24 protein-coding genes and 1 tRNA gene are annotated in these 24,663 nt (G+C 38.7%); 21 read left to right on the top strand and 4 right to left on the bottom strand.

Annotated features, from left to right (window positions below):
• Positions 1 to 11: 11 nt before the first annotated feature.
• The 10 genes from sclA to nifJ all read left to right on the top strand — a co-directional run bounded on the left by sclA (position 12) and on the right by nifJ (position 11,175).
• Positions 12 to 1,160, top strand: coding sequence for a selenocysteine lyase SclA (gene sclA, locus IGK27_RS09800; protein ID WP_002378591.1), 1,149 nt, complete (start codon positions 12 to 14; stop codon positions 1,158 to 1,160).
• A 15-nt stretch (positions 1,161 to 1,175) separates the two neighbouring features.
• Positions 1,176 to 2,198, top strand: a complete 1,023-nt coding sequence (selD, locus tag IGK27_RS09795) for a selenide, water dikinase SelD (protein WP_002356601.1) — start codon at positions 1,176 to 1,178, stop codon at positions 2,196 to 2,198.
• 15 nt (positions 2,199 to 2,213) lie between these two features.
• Complete coding sequence (gene yedF / locus IGK27_RS09790) at positions 2,214 to 2,801, top strand: sulfurtransferase-like selenium metabolism protein YedF (protein WP_002367122.1); 588 nt, start codon at positions 2,214 to 2,216, stop codon at positions 2,799 to 2,801.
• 19 nt (positions 2,802 to 2,820) lie between these two features.
• Positions 2,821 to 3,078, top strand: coding sequence for a DUF3343 domain-containing protein (locus tag IGK27_RS09785; RefSeq protein WP_002362598.1), 258 nt, complete (start codon positions 2,821 to 2,823; stop codon positions 3,076 to 3,078).
• Positions 3,066 to 3,821 carry a selenium cofactor biosynthesis protein YqeC gene (yqeC, locus tag IGK27_RS09780; RefSeq protein WP_002397111.1) on the top strand — a complete coding sequence of 252 codons (756 nt, stop codon included), beginning with the start codon at positions 3,066 to 3,068 and terminating at the stop codon, positions 3,819 to 3,821. The genes IGK27_RS09785 and yqeC overlap by 13 nt, the downstream gene beginning before the upstream one ends.
• Positions 3,785 to 4,615 (top strand): selenium-dependent molybdenum cofactor biosynthesis protein YqeB, encoded by an 831-nt coding sequence (yqeB, locus tag IGK27_RS09775; RefSeq protein WP_002397112.1) that lies wholly within the window; start codon positions 3,785 to 3,787, stop codon positions 4,613 to 4,615. The genes yqeC and yqeB overlap by 37 nt, the downstream gene beginning before the upstream one ends.
• A 235-nt stretch (positions 4,616 to 4,850) precedes the next feature.
• A complete protein-coding gene (locus IGK27_RS09770; RefSeq protein ID WP_033626685.1) occupies positions 4,851 to 5,315 on the top strand; it encodes a flavodoxin in 465 nt (154 codons plus the stop codon).
• A gap of 37 nt (positions 5,316 to 5,352) precedes the next feature.
• Positions 5,353 to 6,210: a sulfide/dihydroorotate dehydrogenase-like FAD/NAD-binding protein gene (locus IGK27_RS09765; RefSeq protein ID WP_002370486.1), complete on the top strand. Its 858-nt coding sequence runs from the start codon at positions 5,353 to 5,355 to the stop codon at positions 6,208 to 6,210.
• Complete coding sequence (gene gltA, locus IGK27_RS09760; RefSeq protein WP_010821027.1) at positions 6,203 to 7,621, top strand: NADPH-dependent glutamate synthase; 1,419 nt, start codon at positions 6,203 to 6,205, stop codon at positions 7,619 to 7,621. The genes IGK27_RS09765 and gltA overlap by 8 nt, the downstream gene beginning before the upstream one ends.
• 20 nt (positions 7,622 to 7,641) lie before the next feature.
• Positions 7,642 to 11,175, top strand: coding sequence for a pyruvate:ferredoxin (flavodoxin) oxidoreductase (gene nifJ, locus IGK27_RS09755; RefSeq protein WP_033626686.1), 3,534 nt, complete (start codon positions 7,642 to 7,644; stop codon positions 11,173 to 11,175).
• 36 nt (positions 11,176 to 11,211) lie between these two features.
• On the opposite strand, the gene IGK27_RS09750 is transcribed toward nifJ, so the two are convergent.
• A complete protein-coding gene (locus IGK27_RS09750; RefSeq protein WP_002385738.1) occupies positions 11,212 to 12,627 on the bottom strand; it encodes a Ktr system potassium uptake protein D in 1,416 nt (471 codons plus the stop codon).
• A 369-nt stretch (positions 12,628 to 12,996) separates the two neighbouring features.
• Between IGK27_RS09750 and IGK27_RS09745 the strand changes: the two genes are divergently transcribed.
• The 8 genes from IGK27_RS09745 to IGK27_RS09710 all read left to right on the top strand — a co-directional run bounded on the left by IGK27_RS09745 (position 12,997) and on the right by IGK27_RS09710 (position 20,755).
• Positions 12,997 to 14,514: a flavocytochrome c gene (locus IGK27_RS09745; RefSeq protein ID WP_002356617.1), complete on the top strand. Its 1,518-nt coding sequence runs from the start codon at positions 12,997 to 12,999 to the stop codon at positions 14,512 to 14,514.
• Between the two features lie 226 nt (positions 14,515 to 14,740).
• Positions 14,741 to 15,325: a thymidine kinase gene (locus IGK27_RS09740; RefSeq protein ID WP_002356618.1), complete on the top strand. Its 585-nt coding sequence runs from the start codon at positions 14,741 to 14,743 to the stop codon at positions 15,323 to 15,325.
• An 11-nt stretch (positions 15,326 to 15,336) separates the two neighbouring features.
• Positions 15,337 to 16,410 carry a peptide chain release factor 1 gene (gene prfA / locus IGK27_RS09735; protein ID WP_002356619.1) on the top strand — a complete coding sequence of 358 codons (1,074 nt, stop codon included), beginning with the start codon at positions 15,337 to 15,339 and terminating at the stop codon, positions 16,408 to 16,410.
• Positions 16,403 to 17,236, top strand: a complete 834-nt coding sequence (gene prmC / locus IGK27_RS09730) for a peptide chain release factor N(5)-glutamine methyltransferase (protein ID WP_033626687.1) — start codon at positions 16,403 to 16,405, stop codon at positions 17,234 to 17,236. Before prfA ends, prmC begins: the two co-directional genes overlap by 8 nt.
• A 43-nt stretch (positions 17,237 to 17,279) precedes the next feature.
• Positions 17,280 to 18,302: an L-threonylcarbamoyladenylate synthase gene (locus tag IGK27_RS09725; protein WP_033626688.1), complete on the top strand. Its 1,023-nt coding sequence runs from the start codon at positions 17,280 to 17,282 to the stop codon at positions 18,300 to 18,302.
• A 75-nt stretch (positions 18,303 to 18,377) separates the two neighbouring features.
• Positions 18,378 to 19,616, top strand: coding sequence for a serine hydroxymethyltransferase (gene glyA / locus IGK27_RS09720; protein ID WP_002356623.1), 1,239 nt, complete (start codon positions 18,378 to 18,380; stop codon positions 19,614 to 19,616).
• A 131-nt stretch (positions 19,617 to 19,747) separates the two neighbouring features.
• Positions 19,748 to 20,377 (top strand): uracil phosphoribosyltransferase, encoded by a 630-nt coding sequence (gene upp, locus IGK27_RS09715; protein ID WP_002356624.1) that lies wholly within the window; start codon positions 19,748 to 19,750, stop codon positions 20,375 to 20,377.
• A 105-nt stretch (positions 20,378 to 20,482) separates the two neighbouring features.
• Positions 20,483 to 20,755, top strand: coding sequence for a membrane protein (locus IGK27_RS09710; RefSeq protein WP_002362236.1), 273 nt, complete (start codon positions 20,483 to 20,485; stop codon positions 20,753 to 20,755).
• A 73-nt stretch (positions 20,756 to 20,828) separates the two neighbouring features.
• Here the strand turns inward: IGK27_RS09710 and IGK27_RS09705 are convergent, their stop codons facing one another.
• Positions 20,829 to 21,065: a hypothetical protein gene (locus IGK27_RS09705; protein ID WP_002381528.1), complete on the bottom strand. Its 237-nt coding sequence runs from the start codon at positions 21,063 to 21,065 to the stop codon at positions 20,829 to 20,831.
• A 158-nt stretch (positions 21,066 to 21,223) separates the two neighbouring features.
• Here IGK27_RS09705 and IGK27_RS09700 point away from each other — a divergent pair.
• Positions 21,224 to 21,296, top strand: a tRNA-Thr gene (locus tag IGK27_RS09700).
• 49 nt (positions 21,297 to 21,345) lie between these two features.
• Here IGK27_RS09700 and IGK27_RS09695 read toward each other — a convergent pair.
• Complete coding sequence (locus IGK27_RS09695) at positions 21,346 to 21,672, bottom strand: AzlD domain-containing protein (RefSeq protein ID WP_002362235.1); 327 nt, start codon at positions 21,670 to 21,672, stop codon at positions 21,346 to 21,348.
• Complete coding sequence (locus IGK27_RS09690) at positions 21,659 to 22,366, bottom strand: AzlC family ABC transporter permease (RefSeq protein WP_002356628.1); 708 nt, start codon at positions 22,364 to 22,366, stop codon at positions 21,659 to 21,661. Before IGK27_RS09690 ends, IGK27_RS09695 begins: the two co-directional genes overlap by 14 nt.
• A gap of 213 nt (positions 22,367 to 22,579) precedes the next feature.
• On the opposite strand from IGK27_RS09690, the gene IGK27_RS09685 reads away from it, so the two are divergent.
• Positions 22,580 to 23,131, top strand: coding sequence for a helix-turn-helix domain-containing protein (locus tag IGK27_RS09685; RefSeq protein ID WP_002362234.1), 552 nt, complete (start codon positions 22,580 to 22,582; stop codon positions 23,129 to 23,131).
• Positions 23,132 to 23,243: 112 nt separating this feature from the next.
• The gene (locus IGK27_RS09680; protein ID WP_033626689.1) at positions 23,244 to 24,575 is read left to right on the top strand and encodes a hypothetical protein; all 1,332 of its coding nucleotides are present in this window, start codon (positions 23,244 to 23,246) and stop codon (positions 24,573 to 24,575) included.
• Positions 24,576 to 24,663 lie beyond the last annotated feature (88 nt).

The raw sequence follows: 24,663 nt of genomic DNA, 5'->3' as shown, positions 1-24,663 counted from the left end.
AGGAAAAACGTATGAAGGACTTGGTTTATTTAAATTATGCAGCGACTTCCTATAAAAAATTTCCAGCAACCATTGAGACTTTGACTGCCTATTTAGCAGAAAATCAGTTCATGAATTACGGAAGAAATGCCCCTTTGCTTAGAGAGGGGCTTCCTCTTTTAGAGACACGTCAATTGTTAGCAGACTTTTTTCAGGCACCCAGTGCGGCTCAGATTACGTTTACGAATAACGCAACAACTTCCTTAAATCTTGCATTAGCGGGGATTTTACAACCTGGCGACCATGTGATTACGACTATGTTAGAACATCATGCAGTAGCTAGACCTCTTCACTTGCTTGAGAAAGAACGAGGCATTTCAGTGACGTATGTTGCTTGTCAAAAAACTGGCCTGTTAGATGTAGAAGATATTCAGCGAGCCTGGCGCACGAATACAAAAGCCTTGGTGATGACACACGCATCCAATGTCTTAGGCACCATTTTACCCATTGAAGAATGTTTTCAATGGGCTCAACAGAAAGGCTTACTAACTGTTTTGGATGCAGCTCAAACGGCGGGATTTTTACCAATAAAAATGACCCAGATGGCCATTGATGTGTTAGCCTTTACTGGACATAAAAGCTTATATGGATTAGCAGGTATTGGTGGGTTAGCTTTTAGTGAGCGAGGGGCTGAAGCGGTTAAGCCACTGATAACGGGCGGCACTGGTAGCCATTCTAATTCCTTTGATCAACCCTCTTTTTTACCAGATAAATTTGAAGCTGGTACGTTAAACAGTTTAGGTATTCTAAGCTTAAATAGTTCTGTTAAAGAGTTGAATAAAATTGGTTTAGCAGCGATTCAAAAGCACGAACGAACCTTAATGCAGAATTTTTTAGATGGTTTATCAGGGTTACCTGTCACAATTTTGGGAACCAAGGACGTGGCACAAACTGTCCCTGTTGTTTCTATCACACTGTGGAATCAGGAAGAAACAGTGGTGGCACAGCAACTAGCAGAACAATATGGCATTATGACGCGCGCAGGTTTGCATTGTGCACCATTAGCCCATGAAACAGCTGGGACTTTAGCAACTGGCACCTTACGTTTTAGCTTTGGTTGGCAGACAACGCCTGAAGAAATTACTTGGACAATTCACGCTTTACAAGAACTACTAATTTGAGAAGGAGCGGACAGCATGGATTTTTTATCACAATGTACATCAGGTGGCTGCGGGGCAAAAATTGAATCCCGTGTACTGAACCAATTGTTGCAACACTTACCCGAAACACCGGCAAATGAGCGGCTACTCGTCGGATTTGAACATGCCGACGACGCCGCGGTTTACCAAATAACGCCTGAAAAAGCTTTGATTTCAACGGTAGATTTTTTTTCACCAATGGTCAATGATCCGTTATCATTTGGAAAAATTGCGGTCGCTAATGCTTTAAGTGATGTTTATGCCATGGGCGGAACAGTCCTTTATGCGCTAAATCTTGTTTGTTTTCCACAAAAGATGTCAAAAGAATGGTTGGAACAAATGCTCTTGGGTGGCAGTTTAAAATTAAAGGAAGCGGGTGCTTTACTGGCGGGAGGCCATTCGATTTATGACCATGAACCCAAGTATGGCTTAGCGGTAACTGGAGAAGTTCATCCAGAAAATTTGTGGCATAATAATACGCCACAGGTGGGGGATGTCTTGATTTTAACTAAAGCATTAGGTGTAGGAATTATTCAAGCGGCTGTTCGGGGGCAATTGGCGAAGCAGACGGAACAAAAAATCGCACAAGATTCGATGGAACGTTTAAATAAATATGCCGCTGCGAATGCTCGATCTTACGCAGTACATGCTTGTACTGATGTGACTGGGTTTGGTCTATTAATTCATGCAAAAGAAATGGCTGATAATCAGGTAACATTACTGATTGATACAGAAGCGTTACCAACCATTACAGGAGCGTTGGCCTACGCCGGAGAATGTTTAGTCACTGCAGCTGGGCAAAGAAACCGACAAACAATCGGAACGACAATCGATTATTCAAAAATTTCTATGGAAATGCAAGAACTTTTGTTTGATCCACAAACATCTGGCGGACTGTTAATTAGTGTCGCTGCTGATGAAGCGGCAGCCTGTTTAGCAGCTATTCAAAAAGAGGACCCTGTTGCCAAAATTATTGGCGAGGTTCTGCCAAAAGAACAACAAGCAGTAGTACTTTTATAGAGAGAAGGGCCAAATATGAAATTAGTAGATGCGTTGGGAAAACCTTGCCCAATACCTGTGATTGAAACAAAAAAAGCCTTGGCGGAGTTAGGTTTAGCTGGAGGCACTATCGAAGTTTTAGTCGATAACGAAGTAGCTGTTGAAAATTTGAAAAAATTAGCTGCTAAAAAACAGGCCACTTTGACTGCAAAGCAGATAGAAGCCACGGTTTTCTCTGTCAAAATTACGGTACCTGAAGAAGCGACTCAACAAACAAGTCAGTCAGCAACAGATTTAGTAATTACGATTGGCTCCGATCAATTAGGTACTGGAGACGAGCAGCTAGGACGACTATTAATGAAAAGTTATCTTCAATCATTATCAGAAGCAGAAACTGTTCCTACACAGCTATTATTCTTTAATCGAGGGGCGTTTTTAACGAATCAAGCAGCGAATACCTTAGCTGATTTGCAACAATTAGCGGAGAAAGGAACCACGATTCAAACGTGTGGGGCCTGTTTAGATTTTTATCATTTAACAGACACCTTAGCCATCGGCTCTATTACTAATATGTACGAAATTGTTGAAACAATGAATCAAGCGGCTAAAGTAATTACGCTTTAACAAAAAAGAAGGTGAAAAGATGGAGTATTTGCTAACCTTTCCGAATACACATTATGCTGTTCAGGCAGAACAAGTACTGTTGACAAGAAAGGTGGCTGTTCGCGTCTTTACTTTGCCACCATCATTGACGGATGGCTGTGGGATCGGTTTACTCATTAATGAAGCGGAAATAACTCGCAGTGTATGTTTTTTAGAAGAAGCAAAAGTACGCGTAGCCTCTATTTTTTCTGTGAAAAATGACCTTGGGGAAAGGAGGTACCAACTGTGGAGTCCTTAAAAAAGTGTTTTGATTTACAAGGAAAGGAGATTGTGTCGATTGTTGGTAGTGGTGGGAAAACAAGCTTAATGTGGGCGCTAGCAAAAACATATCGAAAAGAAGCTGTTCTGGTTAGTACAACCACAAAAATTGGGTTTCCCCAACGTCAATTGTATGATTATTTTTATACAAACCATTTTGAAAAAATAACGCCGAATATCTGCGGAATCACTTTAGCAGGAACCGCTGTCAACAACCAAACAAAACTAACGATGCCTGCAATGACCTCGTTTCAAACATTGTTTCAGCACTTCACGAAAGTTTTTTTAGAAGCGGATGGGTCCAAACAACGACCTTTGAAAGGCTGGTCCTCTTATGAACCCGTGATATTAAAAGAAACAACCACCACAATTGGTGTGCTTCCGATTTCTGTGATTGGTCAAAAGATAGATGAAACGACCATTCATCGGTTGCCGCTTTTTTTGGAATTAACCGATGCGCAACTACAAGAACCAATCACAGAAACATTGTTAGCTCAACTGATTGCTCATCCAAAAGGATTGTTTAAAGAGAGCCAAGGCCAACGAATTTTATGTTTAAATCAAACCCATACGCGAAGAGAGTTCGTTCAAGCGATGAATGTCTGTCTTCAGTTACCCAAAAGCTGTTTTGAAAAATTAGACAAAATTATTGCTTGCAATATGGAATTAGAGAAAGGACTTATTTTATGGGAGAAATCAGTCAAAACATCCAAGAAAAATTAGTGATTGTTCGCGGAGGGGGCGATCTAGCGACAGGTGTTATCCAAAAATTATGGCACGTTGGCTTTAAAATACTAGTATTAGAAACAGAATGTCCTCTGGCCATTCGGCGGACTGTTTCAGTTTGTGATGCTATTTTTCAGAAAGAACAAAGAGTGGAAGATTTGGTTGCTGTTCGAATTACTTCATTAAAGGATTGCGCGAAATGTTGGCAGCAAAATAAGCTGCCTGTTTTTGTCGATCAAACAGCAAGTGCTATTCAACAATTGAAACCACTGATTGTTATCGATGCGATTTTGGCTAAGAAAAATTTAGGTACGCATCGAGAAATGGCACCGATTACGATTGCTTTAGGACCAGGCTTTTCAGCACCGCAAGATGTCGATGTTGTGATTGAGACAATGCGTGGCCATAGGTTGGGACGTTTATACTTTGAAGGAACAGCTTTACCTAATACAGGTATTCCAGGTGAAATTGGCGGAAAAAGTGCGGAACGAGTTGTCCATGCTCCTGCTTCAGGACAAGTTACCCACCTTAAAAACATAGGGGATCTCGTGTTGAAAGGGGAAGCATTATTTTTTATCGATCAGGTTCCAGTTTATTCGCCTCTGACAGGGACTTTGAGAGGATTGATTTCAGAAAAGGTAACATGTTATCAAGGGTTGAAGTGTGCAGATGTAGATCCTCGACCAGTTGAGAAAGTCGATTGCTTGACGATCTCCGACAAAGCTCGTGCATTAGGGGGAGCGGTTTTAGAAGCAATTTTTATGATTGGAAGAAGGAAAAACGTTTTATAAAAAAGAACCTAAATAATATTTTTTTTACCTTAAAAATATTGTTAAAAAGGTTTGGAATGTGGTATAGTAAAGACGTAGTAAAAAATACTCTATCTCGAAAGGGGAAGAGTACATACTTAGTTAGATTAGTTTGTGAATAAAATCATTTGTAAAAGTTATTTTTTTAAGAATTAATGTAAGGGGTTACAATTGCATTTGAATGCATTGAAATATTTAGGAAAAAGAAAGGAAATGAATGAAGATGGCACTAGTAAAAATTGTTTATGCAAGTATGACTGGAAACACAGAAGAAATTTCCGAGATTTTGGAAGAACAGTTTCAAGAAGCTGGAGTTGAAGTAGAACGTGAAGAATGTTCAGAAGTTGATGTAGACTTCTTTGATGATGCAGATGCTTGTATTATCGCAACGTATACTTATGGTGATGGGGAACTGCCTTTTGAATTTGAAGATTTCTTTGATGAATTAACTGAGAAGGATTTAGCAGGTAAGCCATTTGGTGTTGTTGGCTCCGGTGATCGTGAATATGGTGAATTTTTCTGTAAATCAGCGCATGATTTTGTAGGAGCTTTTGAAAAAGCTGGTGCTAAAAAAGTAGCTGAAACAGTTGAAATTGAAAACAATGCAGAAGAAGAAGACATCGAAGTGCTAAAAACATTTGTTAAAAGTGTCGCCACAACTTTATCTGATAGCGTTGCCTAAGGGTTTAAGAAAGTAGGAGTCAGAATGAAAAGGAACGATGAAGGTAGGTATTTCAATGTTTAATATTCTTCAATCGACTCAATTATCTAGTAATACATTTGATTTTTGGCTGGAAGCGCCAAGAATAGCGACACATGCTCAGGCTGGACAGTTTGTTATTTTAAGAATTGACGAAAAGGGAGAACGGATCCCCTTAACGATTGCGGAGACAAATCCACAAGCAGGCAGTATTCGAATTATTTTCCAAGTAATCGGTAAGACAACAGCTGCACTTTCCCAACTTAAAACTTCCGACTCTTTGTTGGATGTCACTGGACCTTTAGGTATGCCCACAGAAGTGAAGCAATATGGAACGGTGATGGTTGTCGGTGGCGGGGTTGGTATCGCGGCTATTTATCCAATTATCAAGGCTTTAAAAGAAGCAGGCAACCGAGTGATTACGATTTTGGGGGCACGAACAGCTGAGTTAGTTCTGTTACAAGAAGAATGCCGTCGTTATTCAGATGAGCTAATCATTACAACGGATGATGGTTCATTAGGTAAAAAGGGCTTAGTAACAGAAGCGATGGAAGAAGTTATTGCACGTGAATCTGTAGCGTGCAGTTGGGCGATTGGGCCCAGCATCATGATGAAATTTTGTACCTTGACAGCTGAAAAACATCAATTACCAATTTATGTTTCCTTGAATCCTATTATGATTGACGGAACAGGCATGTGTGGCGGTTGTCGGGTCACTGTTGATGGCACCATGAAATTTGCCTGTGTTGATGGACCTGAGTTTAAAGGCAATGAAGTAAATTGGGATGAATTCATTAATCGAATGAAGCAATATCAGGAAGAAGAAGCAGTTTGCTTTACAGATCGTTTGAAAGAGCAGGTGGAGAAAAATGGCTAGAAAAAGTCGTATAAAAACACCGATTGCGGAACAAGCACCTACTATCAGAAAGAATAATTTTGAAGAGGTTTGCTTAGGCTATACATTAGCAGAAGGGCAAGAAGAAGCGATTCGCTGTTTACAATGTAAAAATGCACCTTGTATTGCTAAATGCCCCGTGATGATTGATATTCCTGGATTTATTTTAGCTATTCGTGAAGGAAACATGGAACAAGCAGCCGATATTTTAAGTAAATATACGAATTTACCTGCTATTTGTGGACGCGTTTGTCCGCAAGAGAAACAATGTGAACAAGTTTGTAAATTAGGGAAAGCCAAAAACTTTGAACCAGTGGCAATTGGCAAATTAGAACGTTTAGTTGCCGATTGGGCATTAGAAAATCACAAGTTTCCTAAGAAAACAGCGGAACCAACAAAAGGGAAAATCGCAGTGGTCGGTTCTGGTCCTTCTGGGTTAACAGTTGCGGGGGATTTGGCAAAGCTAGGCTACGAAGTAATTATTTTTGAAGCGCTTCATGAAGCTGGTGGCGTATTAACCTATGGCATACCTGAATTTCGATTACCGAAAAAAATTGTTAAACAAGAAATTGCGAGTATTGAAGCCTTAGGTGTAACAATAGAAACCAATGTGGTAGTAGGTAAAACGATTACGATGGAAGAAATAATGTCAGAGTTTGATGCCTGTTATCTATCGGTTGGTGCAGGGGCACCAAATTTTATGGGAATCCCAGGAACTAGTTTAAATGGGGTTTATTCTTCTAGTGAATTTTTAACACGAATCAATTTAATGCATAGCTATGAGTTTCCAGAATATGATACACCGATTAAACGTGCTAAAAATGTTGTTGTGATTGGCGGCGGGAATGTTGCAATGGATGCCGCTCGTTCAGCCAAACGATTAGGCGCTGAAAATGTGAACATTGTGTATCGTCGTTCGTTAGAAGAATTGCCAGCAAGAATTGAAGAATATCACCATTCCCTTGAAGAAGGAATTAACTATTATTGGTTAACGAATCCAATTGCTTATTTAGATGACCAACAAGGAAATCTAGCCGGTGTTGAATGTGTCAAAATGGTTTTAGGTGAACCAGATGCGTCTGGAAGACGACGGCCAGAACCAATTCCAAACAGCACGTTTACCATTCCTGCTGATGCAGTAATCGAGGCAATTGGCCAAGGGGCAAATCGAGTCTTGTTATCAACATATCCAGAAATAGAACTAAACCAATGGGGTTACATTCAAGCTGATCCTAAAACAGGAGCAACCTCAATACCTGGCGTTTTTGCTGGGGGCGATATAGTCACAGGTGCTGCCACCGTTATTTTAGCGATGGGCGCTGGGAAAATCGCAGCTAATGCAATTGATCAGTATGTCAAAACACAAAAAACAACAGTCACAAGCAATGTTTAGGAAAGATAAAAGGTGAAAAAATGAAAAAAACAATGGATGGAAACACCGCAGCGGCTTATATTTCATATGCGTTTACAGAAGTTGCCGCTATTTATCCTATCACACCAAGTTCAACAATGGCTGAGTTGGTAGATGAATGGGCGGAAAGTGGTTTAAAAAATATTTATGGTCAAAAAGTTCAAGTTATTGAAATGCAATCAGAAGCTGGGGCAGCGGGAGTAGTTCATGGTTCGTTAAAAACAGGTGCGTTAACCACTACTTATACTGCTTCACAAGGTTTACTGTTGATGATTCCCAATATGTATAAAATCGCAGGAGAATTGCTGCCTTCTGTGTTCCACGTGGCGGCTCGGGCAGTAACGACAAGTGCGTTGAGTATTTTTGGTGATCATGGCGATGTGATGGCTACCCGCCAAACAGGTTTTTGTATGTTAGCAGAATCAAGTGTTCAAGAAGTGATGGATTTGTCGGCAGTTGCTCATTTAGCTAGCTTAGAAGGTAGTTTACCTTTTGTAAACTTTTTTGATGGTTTTAGAACGAGCCATGAACTACAAAAAATCGAAGTGATTGATTATGATGACCTGAAAGAAATGGTGAATCAGGAAGCTGTAACTCGTTTTAGAATGGGAGGCATGAATCCTAATCATCCCACTGTTTCAGGGACCGCTCAAAATCCTGACATTCATTTTCAACAAAGAGAAACAGTCAATAAAAATTACGAAGAAATGCCAAAAATTGTTCAAAAATACATGGAAAAAATTAACCATCTTCGTGGAACAACGTATGATTTAACCGATTATTACGGGGTTGAAGATGCAACAGAAGTCATTATTTCAATGGGGTCGGCTTCGCCAGTAATCAAACAAACAGTCGACTATCTCAATCAACAAGGACGCAAAGTTGGTTTTATCAATATTCATTTATATCGTCCATTTCCTACCGAAAACCTTCTTGAAAAATTACCAGCTACAGTAGAAAAGGTTGCGGTTTTAGATCGAACAAAAGAATCAGGAGCCGAAGGGGAACCGTTATTGCTAGATGTTCAAAGCGCTCTTTATCAACATGAAAATCGACCAATTGTGATTGGTGGACGTTATGGGTTAGGCTCTAAAGACGTAGCGCCTAATCAAATTAAAGCGATCTATGATCATTTGTTATTGCCATTTAAAGAATTAAAACAACGCTTTACGGTGGGAATCGTTGATGATGTAACCTATCAATCATTGCCAGAAGAACCTACTTTAGATTTAACGCCAGATACTACCTTCCAAGCAAAATTTTGGGGCTTTGGTTCTGACGGAACTGTGGGAGCAAACAAGCAAGCGATTAAAATTATCGGAGATCATACCGACCTTTATGCACAAGCTTACTTTAGTTATGATTCTAAAAAATCAGGCGGTTTAACCGTTTCGCATCTGCGTTTTGGTAAAGAGCCAATTACTTCCACGTATTTAATTGAACAAGCAGATTTCATCGCTTGTCATAATGCTTCCTATTTGCATAAATACGACTTGTTAAAAGGTTTAAAAGATGGCGGAACGTTTTTACTGAATACTATTTGGGATCAAGAAAAGGTTCATCGTTTATTACCGGCTAAGTTAAAAAAATATATTGGGGAGCACCAAATCAAATTTTATATTATCAATGCGGTTGAGTTAGCTCGCAAAGTAGGCTTAGGCCGTCGGATCAATACAGTGATGTCTACTGCCTTTTTTGAAGTAACAGATATTTTAACGAAAGAGCAATATTTACCGTTACTTAAAGAAGAAGTGAAAAAGACTTATGGAAAAAAATCAATGGAAATTGTTGAAAAAAATTACCAAGCGATTGATGCTACCTTTGAATCGCTGCAAGAAATTGTAGTTCCAGAAGATTGGGCAACCATTGTTTTAGAGCCAGAAAATCAAGAGTCGGAAGCTCCAGCTTTTGTGACAAATATTTTAGAACCGATCAATCGTCAAGAAGGGGATCAGCTGACCGTTTCAGATTTGATTGAAAACGGAATGAAGGGCGGTGCCATTCCTATGGGCACTGCGGCTTATGAAAAACGTGGCATTGCGTTAGAAGTACCTGAGTGGCAAATGGATAAGTGTACGATGTGTAATGAATGTGCCTTTGTTTGTCCACATGCGGCTATTCGACCGTTTTTAGCGGATGAAGAAGAACTGAAAGAAGCACCTGCAGGTTTTGCCATGCGCGAAATGCGTGGCACAGATGGGTTGATGTATCGTATCCAAGTTTCTTTAGAAGACTGTACAGGTTGTGGTCTTTGTGTTCAGGCATGTCCCGTGAAAGACAAGGCGATTTTAATGAAACCTTATGAAACTCAGAAAGAGCAAGCGATGAATTGGGCCTTTGCGATGACTCTTAAACAAAAAGCCAACCCAGTCAAAAAACTTTCTGTTAAAGGTTCCCAATTTAACCAGCCATTGATGGAATTTTCAGGTGCTTGTGAAGGCTGTGGCGAAACACCTTATATTAAGTTGTTGACGCAACTATTTGGTGATCGAATGATGATTGCTAACGCAACAGGCTGTTCATCAATTTGGGGTGGTTCGTCACCGGTGACGCCTTATACAACGAACGAATGTGGCCAAGGACCAGCTTGGAGTAATTCGCTGTTTGAAGATAATGCGGAATATGGTTATGGTATGTATATTGCCAATCGAACGAAACGTCAACATTTAGCTAGTCTGGTTGAAGAAAGTCTTGCTAAAAACGTCGGATCAGATTCACTTCAAGCCTTGTTAAATGATTGGTTGGAACACATGGCTGAAGGGGAAGGAACACAACAGCGAGCAACCAAACTAGCGGCAGCATTAAGTGAAGAAGCCGATGAAGATCCACTTTTAACAAAAATTTACGAACAAAAAGATTTATTAGTGAAAACGAGTCAATGGATTGTCGGCGGCGATGGTTGGGCCTATGATATCGGGTTTAGCGGCATTGATCATGTTCTTGCCAGTGGGGAAGATGTTAATATTTTTGTTATGGATAACGAAGTGTATGCCAATACAGGCGGACAAACATCTAAAGCTACACCAGCTTCAGCCATTGCCAAATTCTCAGCGGGTGGGAAACATACCTCTAAAAAAGATTTAGGGATGATGGCAATCACTTATGGGAATGTCTACGTTGCACAAGTAGCTTTAGGCGCAAACTCAATGCAAACGATTAAAGCAATTGACGAAGCGGAGCGGTACCCAGGCCCATCAATTATCATCGGTTATACCCCATGTATTAATCACGGGGTCAAAGGCGGAATGGTTCGGACGTTAGATCAAGCCAAAGAAGCCGTTGAATCTGGCTATTGGCCACTTTATCGCTATAATCCAGAGTTAGTTAAGAAAGGCAAAGATCCGATGGTCATTGACTACAAGAAAACAGATTTTGACAAAATGCGTGATTTCCTTGAAAAACAAACACGTTACTCTGCGTTGCATACAATTAAAGAGAATCAAGAAGTAGTCGAACATTTACTTGATAAAACTAAAGAAGATGCAATTGAACGCTCTGAAAGTTATAACAAACTAGTCACACATATGAAAAAATAAAAAAACAAAGCCTCTTACTTGAGAGGCTTTGTTTTTTTATCCAATAATAATTTTTTCTGAAGGGTATTCGTAGCCTAAGTCACGTGTTTCTTTTGGTACAAAAATCATTAAGGTATAAAGCATACCAATACGTCCAATAAACATTAATAAGGCAATCATTAATTTACCTACTGTTGTTAAATCGTCTGTAATGCCCAAAGAAAGACCGGTTGTCCCAAAGGCAGAAGCGACTTCCACAATGATTGAAATCAAGGGCAGATTTTCAGTTGCTGACAAAAAGACGACAGCGAAAAAGCACATAATCAAAGACAACATGAAGACGACAATCGATTTTTTGACATCATCGTCATCTATTTTACGGCTAAAGACGCTAATATCATCTTCACTTTTTAAAAAGGCTAACAAATACAAGCCAATAATCGCAACAGTCGTTGTTCGAACACCACCACCAACAGAGCTAGGACTACAACCAATAAACATTAACACAGAAAAAATAATCAACGTTGTAATTTGGAAGTCCCCTAAATCATTAATTTGGAGGCCAGCGTTTCGTGTAGTCATCGAATAAAACATCGAACTTACCCAACGGCCACTTTCATTCATTGTCAAAAATAGGTGATCTTTTTCTAATAAGTAAATCAAAATAGTCCCACCAATAAACAGAACAATAAACGCTAGCAAAGCAATTTTACTAAACAATGAGAAGCGGAAAGGCAAGCCTCGTTTCTTCTTGCGAAAGTTCTTTTTCTTAAAATGTAACCACTCATGAATTTCCAGTAAAACGGGAAATCCAATTCCGCCGATAAAAATTAAGAACATAATTGCCAGTAAAAAGAGATAATCATGAGCAAAAGGGATAATTGAATCACCTGAAATATCAAAGCCTGAATTAGTCACTGCAGAAATAGCTTGATAAAATCCATAAAATATCGCATCTCGCCAGTTCGTATAATAACCACTTATATAAAAATAAAGCGAAAAGAGCGAGCCGAAGATTACTTGGAACCAAATTAAAATCAAAAAAGTGGTGCGGATCAGTCGAACAATTCCGCTCAGTCGCGGCTGATTCATGTCAGTCATAATTAACTGACGTTGCTTTAATGTGATTCGCCGTTTTGATAAAATAAAAAAGACCGTTGAAATCATCATAATCCCTAAGCCACCAACTTGGAAAAGAACCTCCAATAAGACGATCCCACGATCATTAAAAACCGAATTAATATCGACTGTGGTGAGTCCAGTAACACTGACTGTACTGATTGCTAAGAAAAATAAATCAATAAAAGGAACATGCGAGTCAGGTTCTCTGAAAATAGGGAGGCAAAACAATAAATAAGAAATAACCGTCATTAATATGTAATAAGCGACGATGATTTGAATAGATGAAAAATTTTTGCGAATAAATCGATCGCTTTTTCGCTGTGCCAGCCACAGCAAACGTGTATGGTTCACTAGATAACCTCCCAATTCTAATTAAACTAAGTATACCAAAACTTTTCGCCTCAAACGAATAATTCTGCCAGAAAATCCTTGAAATGACAAATAAAAATAAGAAATTCGTTAGAAATAATTGGAAAACATCCACAAACAAGCGAGAACATGATATTTTATGAAAGAATAGAAAAATAGGTTGTTCCCCAAACAACTTATTGCTAATTGGTCAGTTTGTCTAACGATACAACTTTAAAAAGTAGTGGTAGCTTTTTTATTTCGGTTGATATGTGAATGTGTTCACTTTATGTAACAAACTGTTATTTTTATTCAAATGAAAAATAAGAAATTGTGTTGGTAGAAATCAATAGTTTATAAGGTGGGAAAACAATGAAAAAAGTGTTAATGGGAGTTCTTTCCCTAGGGTTATTATTAGGTGCAGCAACAGGTTGTACAAGCGATCAAGAAAAAGCCGCTGGTAAAACAAAAGCGTCTTCTGAAAAAACAGAAGCAACATCTGGTGCCTCTGCTAATGGTTATACAGATCCAAGTGAACTAAAAGACAGTTATGATGTTGTTATTGTTGGTTCAGGTGGTGCGGGGATGACCGCTGCATTACAAGCCAAAGAAGCTGGCATGAATCCAGTTATTTTAGAAAAAATGCCTGTTGCAGGTGGGAATACAATTAAATCGTCTTCAGGAATGAATGCTTCACAAACAAAATTCCAAGAAAAAGAAGGCATTAAAGATAGCAACGATAAATTCTTTGAAGAAACACTAAAAGGCGGTAAAGGAACCAACGATCAAGAATTACTACGTTATTTTGTTGATCATTCAGCTGAAGCAATTGATTGGTTAGATACAAAAGGAATTACATTGAGCAATTTAACGATTACAGGTGGAATGAGCGAAAAACGCACACACCGTCCTGCTGACGGATCAGCAATTGGGGGCTATCTAGTTGACGGTTTAGTACGTAACGTTCGCGAAGAAAAAATTCCATTGTTTGTTGATGCTGACGTGACAGACTTAGTTGAAGAAAACGGTCAAATTGATGGCGTAAAAGTGAAAATGAAAGATGATAAAGAAAAAACAGTTAAAGCAAAAGCAGTCGTTGTCACAACAGGTGGTTTCGGTGCCAACGAAAAATTAATTACACAATACAAACCAGAATTGAAAAACTATGTTACAACGAACCAAGAAGGCACAACAGGTGACGGTATCCAAATGATTCAAAAAGTTGGCGGTGCGTTAGTGGATATGAAAGAAATTCAAATTCACCCAACTGTTCAACAAAGCGATGCTTTCTTAATTGGTGAAGCAGTTCGTGGAGAAGGCGCAATCTTGGCTTCTCAAAAAGGAGAACGTTTTGTTAATGAGTTAGATACACGTGATAAAGTTTCTGCAGCAATCAATGCCTTACCAGAAAAATCAGCTTATTTAGTCTTTGACCAAGGCGTTCGCGACCGTGCAAAAGCCATTGATTTCTATGATCAAAAAGGTTTCGTGGAAAAAGGTGAAACGATTGAAGAATTAGCTGAAAAAATTGGCATGCCTGCCGATACATTGAAAGCAACGATTGATACTTGGAACCAAGATGTTAATGCCAAAGATGACAAACAATTTGGCCGGACAACTGGAATGGAAGCTGACTTAAGCACAGCGCCTTACTACGCAATTAAAATTGCACCAGGGATTCACCACACAATGGGTGGCGTGAAAATCAACACGAAAACAGAAGTTTTACGTGAAGATGGCACACCAATTAAAGGTCTATATGCTGCTGGTGAATTAACAGGTGGCTTGCATGGCCAAAACCGTATCGGAGGCAATGCCATCGCCGATATTATCATTTATGGTCGTCAAGCAGGTACGCAATCAGCAGAATTTGCCTCTGCTCAAAAATAACTAGCATTAAAAAGTCTGAAATTGTAGTCAAATAACTACAATTTCGGGCTTTTTTATTGCATACTAGCAGGATCATTAGTTGGAGTATAAACAGCCCTGCTAAAATGACTTTGGCGTAGATTCTGTTTTTTTCAGAAAAATGCACGACCATTTTAGCTAAAAATACTGCTTTTTTGCTGAAAATATAGTAAAATACGTAAGGAACTAACGGAAAGGTGTAGTGAACATGGCTCAATTATTTTTCAAGTATGGCGCAATGAACAGTGGTAAAACCATTGAAATCTTAAAAGTAGCACACAATTACGAAGAACAAGACAAACCAGTTGTTTTGATGACCAGTGGACTAGATACACGTGATGGTGTCGGGAAAGTATCCAGTCGCATCGGATTACGCAGAGATGCTATTCCAATTTTTGAAGAAACCAATGTCTTTGACTTGATTAATGATTTGTCTTACAAACCTTTTTGCGTATTAGTCGATGAATGTCAATTTTTAAACAAGCATCATGTCATTGAATTTGCACGAATTGTTGACGAATTAGATATTCCAGTAATGGCATTTGGGCTAAAGAATGATTTTAGAAATGAATTATTTGAAGGCTCAAAGTATTTACTTTTATATGCAGACAAATTAGAAGAATTAAAAACGATTTGCTGGTTCTGTCATAAAAAAGCAACTATGAACTTGCACTATATTGATGGCAAACCCGTTTATGAAGGGGATCAAGTCCAAATTGGTGGGAATGAAGCCTACTATCCTGTTTGTCGCAAACATTATTTTCATCCAAAAACAGTGAATGAAGAACAGTAAGGAGAGACACTATGTACGATCAATTACAATCTATTGAAGATCGCTATGAGGAATTGGGCGAATTATTAAGTGACCCAGCAGTCATTAGCGATACAAAACGTTTCATGGAATTATCGAAGGAAGAAGCTAATACACGTGAGACGGTTGAAGTTTATCGCCGATATAAACAAGTTGTTGAAGGGATTAGCGATGCCGAAGAACTTTTAAGTGAAAACTTAGATGCGGAAATGGCCGAGATGGCGAAAGAAGAACTTTCTGATTTGAAAAAAGAAAAAGAAGTGTTAGAAGACCGCATTAAAATTTTATTATTACCAAAAGACCCAAATGATGATAAAAATATCATCATGGAAATCCGTGGTGCAGCAGGTGGCGATGAAGCCGCACTTTTTGCTGGCGACTTATTTAATATGTACCAAAAATATGCAGAAGCACAAGGGTGGAAAGCGGAAGTTTTAGAAGCGAACGTCACTGGAATCGGTGGATATAAAGAAGTAATTATGATGATTTCAGGAGATAACGTCTTTTCAAAATTAAAATACGAAAGTGGCGCTCACCGCGTGCAACGAGTTCCTTCAACAGAATCACAAGGACGGATTCATACATCGACAGCAACCGTTGTAGTTATGCCGGAAGCGGAAGAAGTCGAAATCGAATTAGCTGATAAAGATATCCGTGTCGATATTTATCATGCAAGTGGCGCTGGTGGACAGCACGTCAATAAAACCGCTTCGGCTGTTCGATTAACCCATTTACCAACAGGAATCGTGGTCGCAATGCAAGATGAACGTTCACAGCTAAAAAACCGTGAAAAAGCAATGAAAGTTTTGCGTGCTCGTGTGTATGACCAAATTCAACAAGAAGCACAAAGTGAATATGATGCTAACCGTAAATCGGCGGTGGGGACCGGAGATCGTTCAGAACGAATCAGAACGTATAACTTCCCACAAAATCGAGTAACGGATCATCGTATTGGTTTAACCATCCAAAAACTAGACCAGATTCTTGCTGGTAAATTAGACGAAATCATTGATGCATTAGTCTTATATGATCAAACATCGAAATTAGAAGAGATGCAAAATGGCTAAACGTTACTTTGAAGTCCTTAACTGGGCTTCTTCTTTTTTAGAGACGCAAGGCAAAGAAGGCTATGCTATTCACTATGTTTTTTTAGAACGTAAAGGTTGGGATAAAACGCAGTGGCTCCTGCATATGCAAGAAGAAATGCCCCAAGAAGAAGAGGAACAATTAAAAACGGATTTAGCCCAATTATTGACAGATTACCCAGCACAATATTTACTAGGACAAGCTGAATTTTATGGACATTCCTTTATTGTTAATGAACATACTTTGATTCCTAGACCAGAAACAGAAGAATTAGTCGAGCGTTGCTTAAAAGCCAATCCAGATACTCCTTTGACGGTCGTGGATGTCGGAACAGGGACAGGTGCCATTGCGATTAGCTTGAAACTGGCACGGCCCAACTGGCGAGTTATTGCCATTGATCTTTCAGAGGAAGCGTTGACTGTCGCTAAACAAAACGCGAAAGTATTAGGTGCTGACATCGAATTTTATCATGGGAATGGCTTACAGCCAGTTGCTTCTGAAAAAATTGATCTGCTTATTTCTAATCCGCCCTATATTAGTGAACAAGAATGGCATTTAATGGATGCAAGTGTCCGAACGTATGAACCTAAGACCGCTTTATTCGCTGAAAATAACGGTTTGGCTTTATACCAACAATTAATTCATGAAAGTCAAACGATGCTTAAAGCAGACGGTAAAATTTATTTTGAAATAGGGTTTCAACAAGGCGCGGCCCTCCAAGAATTATTGAGCGCCGCCTATCCACAAAAAACAATTAAAATTGAAAAAGATTTATCTGGCAACGATCGCCTCGCGATAGCCGAGTAACTAAGGTTCTTCGTCGCCACTTTTCTAGAAGGAGCGATTTGCAATGGAAACAAAAAAATTAACCAAACAAGAAATAGCCCAAGCGGCAGCAGCCATTCAAGCAGGCGAGCTAGTGGCTTTTCCAACAGAAACTGTTTATGGCTTAGGTGCCGATGCCTTAAATGAAGCGGCAGTAAAAAAAGTTTACCAAGTAAAAGGCCGCCCCAGTGATAATCCATTGATTGTTCATGTGAACAACGTTGAGATGGTCAAAAAATACGTGGCGACCTTACCAGAAGTCGCTACAAAATTGGTGTCTGCCTTTTGGCCGGGACCATTAACTTTAATTTTTAATGTGCCTAGCGATACATTTTCTAAAACAGTAACAGGTGGTTTAGAGACAGTCGCTTTTCGTATGCCAGATAACCAAGCGACCTTAGCTTTGATTGAACAAGCCAATGTTCCGTTGGTCGGACCAAGTGCGAACACTTCTGGCAAGCCTAGTCCAACATCTGCAGAGCATGTTTATCATGATTTGCAGGGGAAAATTGCTGCCATATTAGATGATGGCCCAACGCAGATTGGGGTGGAGTCAACGGTCTTAGATTTAACGGCGGAAGATGGTGTGCCAGTTATTTTACGACCAGGAGCAATTACCAAAGAGCAGTTGGAAAGCATTATTTCCCAAGTGAAAATCGATACACATTTAATTAGCGAAAATGCAGCACCCAAAGCGCCAGGGATGAAATACAAACACTATTCTCCTGATGCGGAAGTTTGGATTATAAGCGGTCAAACAGCAGAATGGCAAGCGGCGATTCAGCAAGCAAAAGAACAACAGGAAAAAATCGGCTTATTTTTAAGTGATGAACAGGCAGCACAACTAGATACAGAAAATGCGTTTGTTTATTCTTATGGTGCAGAAACGGTTGAAAAAGCCACAAAAGAACTATTTGCAGGGTTAAGAGCGTTAGATGAGCAAGGAGCTACCACGATTTTTGCGCAAGGATTTGCAGAAACTGGTTTAGGCACTGCTTACATGAATCGCTTGAAAAAATCAGCCAATCAAAAATTTTTTGAAAAATAAGAGGTATTTGTAACGAAGCTGACACAGAAGTATGATACAATCAGACAAAAGAAAACAAAATGGAGTGTTGTTTGAATGGATTACAAAACGTATGACCCAGATTTATGGAATGCAATTGCAAGAGAAGAAGAGCGCCAAGAAAATAACTTGGAACTAATCGCATCTGAGAATGTTGTGTCAAAAGCAGTTATGGCTGCCCAAGGAAGTATTTTAACGAATAAATACGCAGAAGGTTACCCTGGTAAACGGTACTATGGTGGTTGTGAATTTATCGATATCGTAGAAAATTTAGCTATCGATCGTGCCAAAGAATTATTTGGTGCAAAATTCGCGAATGTACAAGCCCATTCAGGTTCTCAAGCCAATACAGCGGCATACCTTTCATTGGTTGAACCAGGTGATACCATTTTGGGGATGGATTTATCAGCTGGTGGTCACTTAACACATGGTTCGCCCGTTAACTTTAGTGGAAAAACCTATAATTTTGTCAGTTATGGAGTGGATCCTTCAACAGAAGTAATCGATTACGATGTTGTGCGAATTTTAGCAAGAGAACATCGTCCAAAATTAATTGTTGCTGGCGCAAGTGCGTATTCACGAACGATTGATTTCAAACGTTTCCGTGAAATCGCTGATGAAGTAGATGCCAAGTTAATGGTTGATATGGCGCATATTGCAGGCTTGGTAGCTTCAGGGTTGCACCCAAATCCAGTTCCGTATGCTGATATCGTAACAAGTACGACCCATAAAACATTGCGTGGTCCTCGTGGCGGTTTAATTTTGACAAATAGCGAAGAATTGGCGAAAAAAGTAAATAGTAGTATTTTCCCAGGCATTCAAGGTGGCCCATTGGAACATGTGATTGCCGGAAAAGCCGCAGCTTTTAAAGAAGCATTGGATCCAAGTTTTGCTGAATATAGTCAGCAAGTGATTGCAAATGCGCAAGCGATGACGAAAGTTTTCAATCAAGCGCCAGAAGCTCGTTTAATTAGTGGGGCAACAGATAACCACTTATTACTGATTGAAGTGACAGGTTTTGGTTTAAATGGAAAAGAAGCAGAAGCTATTTTAGATAGTGTAAATATTACTGTCAATAAAAATTCAATTCCGTTTGAACAATTAAGTCCATTTAAAACAAGTGGTATCCGTATTGGAACGCCTGCAATTACTTCACGTGGTTTTAAAGAAGAAGATGCGGTAGAAGTTGCTAAATTAATCGTTCAAGTCTTAAAAGATCCAGAAAATACAGCAGTTCATGATGAAGTCAAAGCAGCTGTAGCAGCGCTAACTAAAAAATATCCATTATATAACTAACATCAGGGATAGCTGAAGCGCGATTCTCTGTACAAATAAGAGTCGGAGCTTAGGATTTAAGGAATTCAACTTGTGTCCTAGGCTCTTTTGTTTTACAATAAGAAAGAATAAAATAATGAAGGAGAATAGATATGGGAAAATTTCAAGTAATTGATCATCCGCTAATTCAACACAAACTAACAATGATTCGCGAAAAGAACTGTGGGACAAAGGTTTTCCGCGAAGTTGTCAACGAAATTGCTATGTTAATGGCTTATGAAGTATCACGGGATATGCCTTTAGAGGATGTTGTCATCGAAACACCGATGGGTAAATCAACACAAAAAACACTTTCAGGGAAAAAAGTAGCAATCATTCCTATTTTACGTGCCGGCATTGGCATGGTTGATGGGATTTTAGAATTAATTCCAGCAGCGAAAGTTGGACACGTTGGACTTTATCGTGATGAAGAAACATTGCAACCACATGAATACTTCGTGAAATTACCTGAAGACATTGCAAGTCGTCAATTATTTGTTGTTGACCCAATGCTAGCAACAGGTGGTTCCGCAATTATGGCCATCGATTCATTAAAAGAACGTGGTGCTAGCAACATTAAATTTGTATGTCTAGTGGCCGTTCCAGAAGGTGTGAAAGCTTTACAAGAAGCGCACCCAGATGTAGATATTTATACAGCAGCTTTAGATGAGCGCTTAAACGAAGACGGCTATATCGTTCCTGGTTTAGGGGATGCTGGTGACCGTTTATTCGGAACAAAATAATAACAAAAAACCGTTAGGTAACCGATTATGGTTACTAACGGTTTTCTTTTGCTTAAAGAACTTTTCTAGGTGTATAATAAAAAATAAAAAAACAAAGGAGGAGCTATGAAAAAGAATAAAAAAGCCTTACACGCTATCGCTGTGATTGCTAGTGTGATGTCAGTTTTGATGTATGTTTCGTATATTCCGCAAATTTATGGAAATTTACATGGGGAAAAAGGCAATCCGACGCAACCATTAGTGGCAATGATTAATTGTATTTTTTGGACGATTCATGGGTTATATGGAGACGATGGAGAAACACGAGATAAGTCCATTATTTTTGCTAATGTGCCCGGAATTATTTTTGGTTTTTTTGCGTTTATTACAGCATTATAGTTTCCGACGAATTGGAAAGTATTCCAATTCTGTACATAAAAAAGAGCGGGGGAAATTTCCCACGCTTGAAGAATTAAATCTTTTTCAATTGTTTGTAATTAATAACAATCACACCATTGCTGTGCACCATTAAGTGATTGTTTTTTTGCGTTTCGTCAATTTCGACGACAGCGGCATTTTTTAATTGTTTCGTAACAACGCCTGTTTGTGGCTGTCCGTGAACAAGAAAAGTAACATGGGTGTCAACGGCGAAATCCTTACCAGCATCCGATGGAACAACAGGAGTAACCATACCATTAAAATTTGACATACAAAAAACCATCCTTTCTTGATATCTCTATTATACCACATTTTCAGAAAAAAGTTTGTAAAGTCGCTATTTGGCTTATTTTAAAGAGATTTTGCATAAATAAATAACAAACAGACTTTACAAATAAAGTAGAAAGTCCTATAATAGATTTGTTTCAGGCCAGCTTAGCTCAGTTGGTAGAGCAACGCACTCGTAACGCGTAGGTCACAGGTTCGATCCCTGCAGCTGGCATCTAAAAAAACAGACAGGCACTACCATCTGGTAGTGCCTGTCTGTTTTTTTAGATAAAATTTTGGATTAGTGCAAATGAAGCAATGCCTACCAGTACAATAAGCAATAAGTTTTTAGTAAGTATTGCGGCTAAAATGGTAGGAAATGAAGCGAATAAATAAGGAAGATTGAGGCTTGGTAAATGCCCAATTCTTTGTTCAAATAAGCTACTAAACCATAAGGCGGACATAATCACAATTGGAACAAAACTTAGATATTCTAATAATTTCTGTGGCAGACTGATTTTTTTTAAAAGTAAAAATGGCAGTATTCTTGAAAGCCAGGTTGCAACGGTACAGCCTAAAATTGTTAAAAAGAGATACTCAGAAGAAGGCATGTTTTATCATCACTCCTATTCCACACCCGATTAACGTGACAACTAAGACAATTAAATTACTGGGAATAAAAATTAGACCAATAGACATCAAACCAAAAGTAATCAGGACCATGATGAGTTGTAAAGCGATTTTCATGGAACGATCACTAATTATCTGCAGATAGAGTAAACCAATGAACATAGCCACGACCGCAAACTCAAGACCTAATGCTTGAGGGTTTGCAATAAAGCGCCCTAGATAGGCACCGATGATCGTCGAAAAAACCCAAGTCGCATAGGAAATCAAATTGGCAGCATTAAACCACTCAAAACTTAAACGTCCTTTGGTGTGGTTTAATTTATTCATTCCTAGTGCAAAACTTTCATCCGTCAGTAAGGTTCCCAACCAGAGATTTTTACCGAGAGATTCGGCTTTAAAGTAAGGCGCAATGGTCATTCCCATAAGAATCATACGCGCATTTACTAAGAAAGTCGCTAACACAATAGATAAGATAGGGCTGCCGCCAGTCAACATACTAACTGTTACAAACTGAGCAGATCCTGCAAAAATAAAAAACGACATCGCACTAACAATAAGAGGGGAAAAACCTGCTGCTTGTCCTACGATACCAAAAGCAATGCCAATACCAATATAGCCAAAAACCGTTGGCAAGGCTTCACGAATGCCAGTGCGTGCATCTAATTGGTGGTTCATTCTCTTTTTTTCCTTCTTTCTGTATAAAATTTAAACACGTGTGTATGAAAATCTAGACCTTCGATAATGAGACACAACGAGCGAATGAGCGTTTTCATTATTAACCACTCCTTTTGAACAACTAAGATATATATTGTATAATACAATAAAGAATACTTTTGTTCAATATATTAAACTTTTGGATGATAAAAAGAAACAGAAGGAGCAACTATTTTGGAGATTAATACAATTATTGGCAATAATTTAAAAAAAATTAGACAAGAAAAAAAACTTACGTTAGATGAACTAGCTGGGATAACCGGAGTGAGTAAAGGGATGCTTTCGCAGATTGAAAAAGGAACCACCAATCCTACCATAAATACAATTTGGAAAATAAGTAATGGACTCAATGTTCCATATACGTATTTATTAGAAGATGACTATGTTAAAGAAAATCCCGTGGTAAAAAAAACTGAGACGGTAACACAACATTCTGAAGATCACTCCTATCGAGTCTTTAATTACTACTCGGACAACCAGGAAAGAAACTTTGAACTCTTTCAGTTTGAATTAGATCCAGGGAAAAAGTATCAAGCTGTTGGGCATTCAAAACGTTCGACAGAATATGTCATGGTTATTCAAGGAGCATTAGCTCTTGAAGTCGGCGGTCAGAGATACCTTCTTCCAAAAGACGCCGCTATGTATTTTGATGCTAATCAAGTACACACGTATATAAATGACGGAACAGAGAAAGTCCAAGCAGTCGTCATTAACTATTATACGTAACAGTGGAAAATAAACATTAGAAAATTGCTGCATCTGTTATTTTATGGACAAAAAAAGTAAACAATGCTACCCTAAAAATAATAGAAAATGAAAGATAAAAGAAGAGGTCAAAATGAATAAAAAAATTAAAAGTCTTGGTAATACAGCATTAAGTTTACTAAGTAATACGATTATTGTTGTGCCTTATTTACTTTACATTCAATTGAGTGATGGACACAACCTTCTAACAATTTTACCATTTGTCTTATTTTATACATTGCGTATGACAGGCATTTTTCTGGTTCGAGGAATTAATTTGTCTTTAACTAGTCTAGGTCTACTAAAGATTTCTCTATTGTTAGGCTTGGCAGGCTCCTTAATTGGGATTGCCGGCGCTTATTCTTTCCCGCTTTATAGTATTTCAGGAATGTTGTTAGGACTTAGTGGAGCGTTGTTGCCACCAAGTAATCAATCAATTCGCTTTTTCTTAAAAGAAGAAGGTCAAAAAATCAGTCATAGCAATCTTTTAACGACAGTCTTATTGACCGCTGTTTTATTTGGCGCTTTATTTTTTAAAGCGACTGAGATTGGACTGGCGTTATTGGTGTACGCGCTCTATTTTCTGGTTGCTTTAGTAGCAATCAAGAGCTATCCTGTTTCATTAAACGAGCTAGAAGAAGAATCAGCAGAAGTTTCACGAAAAGAATTAATTCTGTTTGTTATCTTTTTTGTGTTATTACTTTTATTAAGAAGTGGTCGCTTATTAACGAATGCGGTGGAATTTGATTATGCGATTGTTGGCGCCTGCTGTTTCTTTGTGGTGGCTGTCCTTTTCGTTAGTCATTATGGCAAACGCGGTGCGTATAAAGTATCATTAGAAATGAATCTTGCGACCTTGATTAACGGGATTGTGGGGAACTATTTATTTTTATTTGGTTCCATTTATGTTGCAGGGGTTTACGGCAGAGCTCATATGGGCATCTATCTCTATTTACCTTATGTTTTAGGGATGATTTTTGCAATGATTGCAGCTAGTAAAACGAAACAATGGTCAAACAACATACCAATGATTGGTCTGGCGGGAAGTTTGGGAATATTACTTCTTACTTCGTGGACTATTTTAGGCCTGTTTCTCTTGAGTTTTTTCAAAAGCACATTGAACAGCTTTTTAGCTAGGCGATATTATCAAGAGACAGATTTGCCAAAAGATAGCCGCATCCTTATCAAATATACAACACAAACAAAAGGGAGTTTATTCCATCAATTTATTTTGATGGCGCTTATGTTAGTCACTGTAGTAGGCAAAGGTGGCACGACACAATTTTTATTAGAATTGACTGGCGGCAAAGGCATTTCAACGCAAACAAGTCAATTTTTAACTTTCATTAAAAATAGTAACTCGCTCTTAGTGTTATTGTTTATTGCAGTTTATTTCGTGGTCGTTTTTCGCCAAAAGAAACGATAATTTACAAATATTCATAAAAAAATACTTGGAAAAACAGTGATTGTGGCTGATTTTCCAAGTATTTTTTTATGAAAAGATGTTTTTTTTT

This window comes from Enterococcus sp. DIV0236, from assembly GCF_050558525.1.
GTDB lineage: Bacteria > Bacillota > Bacilli > Lactobacillales > Enterococcaceae > Enterococcus > Enterococcus faecalis.
The sequence above is the reverse complement of the archived record's forward strand: the minus strand, read 5'-3'. Positions and strand labels throughout refer to the sequence as shown.

What these genes read in the sequence shown, in the direction of transcription:
- sclA (WP_002378591.1), top strand. Translation starts at nt 12, where the DNA reads ATGAAGGACTTGGTTTATTTAAATTATGCAGCGACTTCCTATAAAAAA.
- selD (WP_002356601.1), top strand. Translation starts at nt 1,176, where the DNA reads ATGGATTTTTTATCACAATGTACATCAGGTGGCTGCGGGGCAAAAATT.
- yedF (WP_002367122.1), top strand. Translation starts at nt 2,214, where the DNA reads ATGAAATTAGTAGATGCGTTGGGAAAACCTTGCCCAATACCTGTGATT.
- IGK27_RS09785 (WP_002362598.1), top strand. Translation starts at nt 2,821, where the DNA reads ATGGAGTATTTGCTAACCTTTCCGAATACACATTATGCTGTTCAGGCA.
- yqeB (WP_002397112.1), top strand. Translation starts at nt 3,785, where the DNA reads ATGGGAGAAATCAGTCAAAACATCCAAGAAAAATTAGTGATTGTTCGC.
- IGK27_RS09770 (WP_033626685.1), top strand. Translation starts at nt 4,851, where the DNA reads ATGAAGATGGCACTAGTAAAAATTGTTTATGCAAGTATGACTGGAAAC.
- IGK27_RS09765 (WP_002370486.1), top strand. Translation starts at nt 5,353, where the DNA reads ATGAAGGTAGGTATTTCAATGTTTAATATTCTTCAATCGACTCAATTA.
- gltA (WP_010821027.1), top strand. Translation starts at nt 6,203, where the DNA reads ATGGCTAGAAAAAGTCGTATAAAAACACCGATTGCGGAACAAGCACCT.
- nifJ (WP_033626686.1), top strand. Translation starts at nt 7,642, where the DNA reads ATGAAAAAAACAATGGATGGAAACACCGCAGCGGCTTATATTTCATAT.
- IGK27_RS09745 (WP_002356617.1), top strand. Translation starts at nt 12,997, where the DNA reads ATGAAAAAAGTGTTAATGGGAGTTCTTTCCCTAGGGTTATTATTAGGT.
- IGK27_RS09740 (WP_002356618.1), top strand. Translation starts at nt 14,741, where the DNA reads ATGGCTCAATTATTTTTCAAGTATGGCGCAATGAACAGTGGTAAAACC.
- prfA (WP_002356619.1), top strand. Translation starts at nt 15,337, where the DNA reads ATGTACGATCAATTACAATCTATTGAAGATCGCTATGAGGAATTGGGC.
- prmC (WP_033626687.1), top strand. Translation starts at nt 16,403, where the DNA reads ATGGCTAAACGTTACTTTGAAGTCCTTAACTGGGCTTCTTCTTTTTTA.
- IGK27_RS09725 (WP_033626688.1), top strand. Translation starts at nt 17,280, where the DNA reads ATGGAAACAAAAAAATTAACCAAACAAGAAATAGCCCAAGCGGCAGCA.
- glyA (WP_002356623.1), top strand. Translation starts at nt 18,378, where the DNA reads ATGGATTACAAAACGTATGACCCAGATTTATGGAATGCAATTGCAAGA.
- upp (WP_002356624.1), top strand. Translation starts at nt 19,748, where the DNA reads ATGGGAAAATTTCAAGTAATTGATCATCCGCTAATTCAACACAAACTA.
- IGK27_RS09710 (WP_002362236.1), top strand. Translation starts at nt 20,483, where the DNA reads ATGAAAAAGAATAAAAAAGCCTTACACGCTATCGCTGTGATTGCTAGT.
- IGK27_RS09705 (WP_002381528.1), bottom strand. Translation starts at nt 21,065, where the DNA reads ATGTCAAATTTTAATGGTATGGTTACTCCTGTTGTTCCATCGGATGCT.
- IGK27_RS09695 (WP_002362235.1), bottom strand. Translation starts at nt 21,672, where the DNA reads ATGCCTTCTTCTGAGTATCTCTTTTTAACAATTTTAGGCTGTACCGTT.
- IGK27_RS09690 (WP_002356628.1), bottom strand. Translation starts at nt 22,366, where the DNA reads ATGAACCACCAATTAGATGCACGCACTGGCATTCGTGAAGCCTTGCCA.
- IGK27_RS09680 (WP_033626689.1), top strand. Translation starts at nt 23,244, where the DNA reads ATGAATAAAAAAATTAAAAGTCTTGGTAATACAGCATTAAGTTTACTA.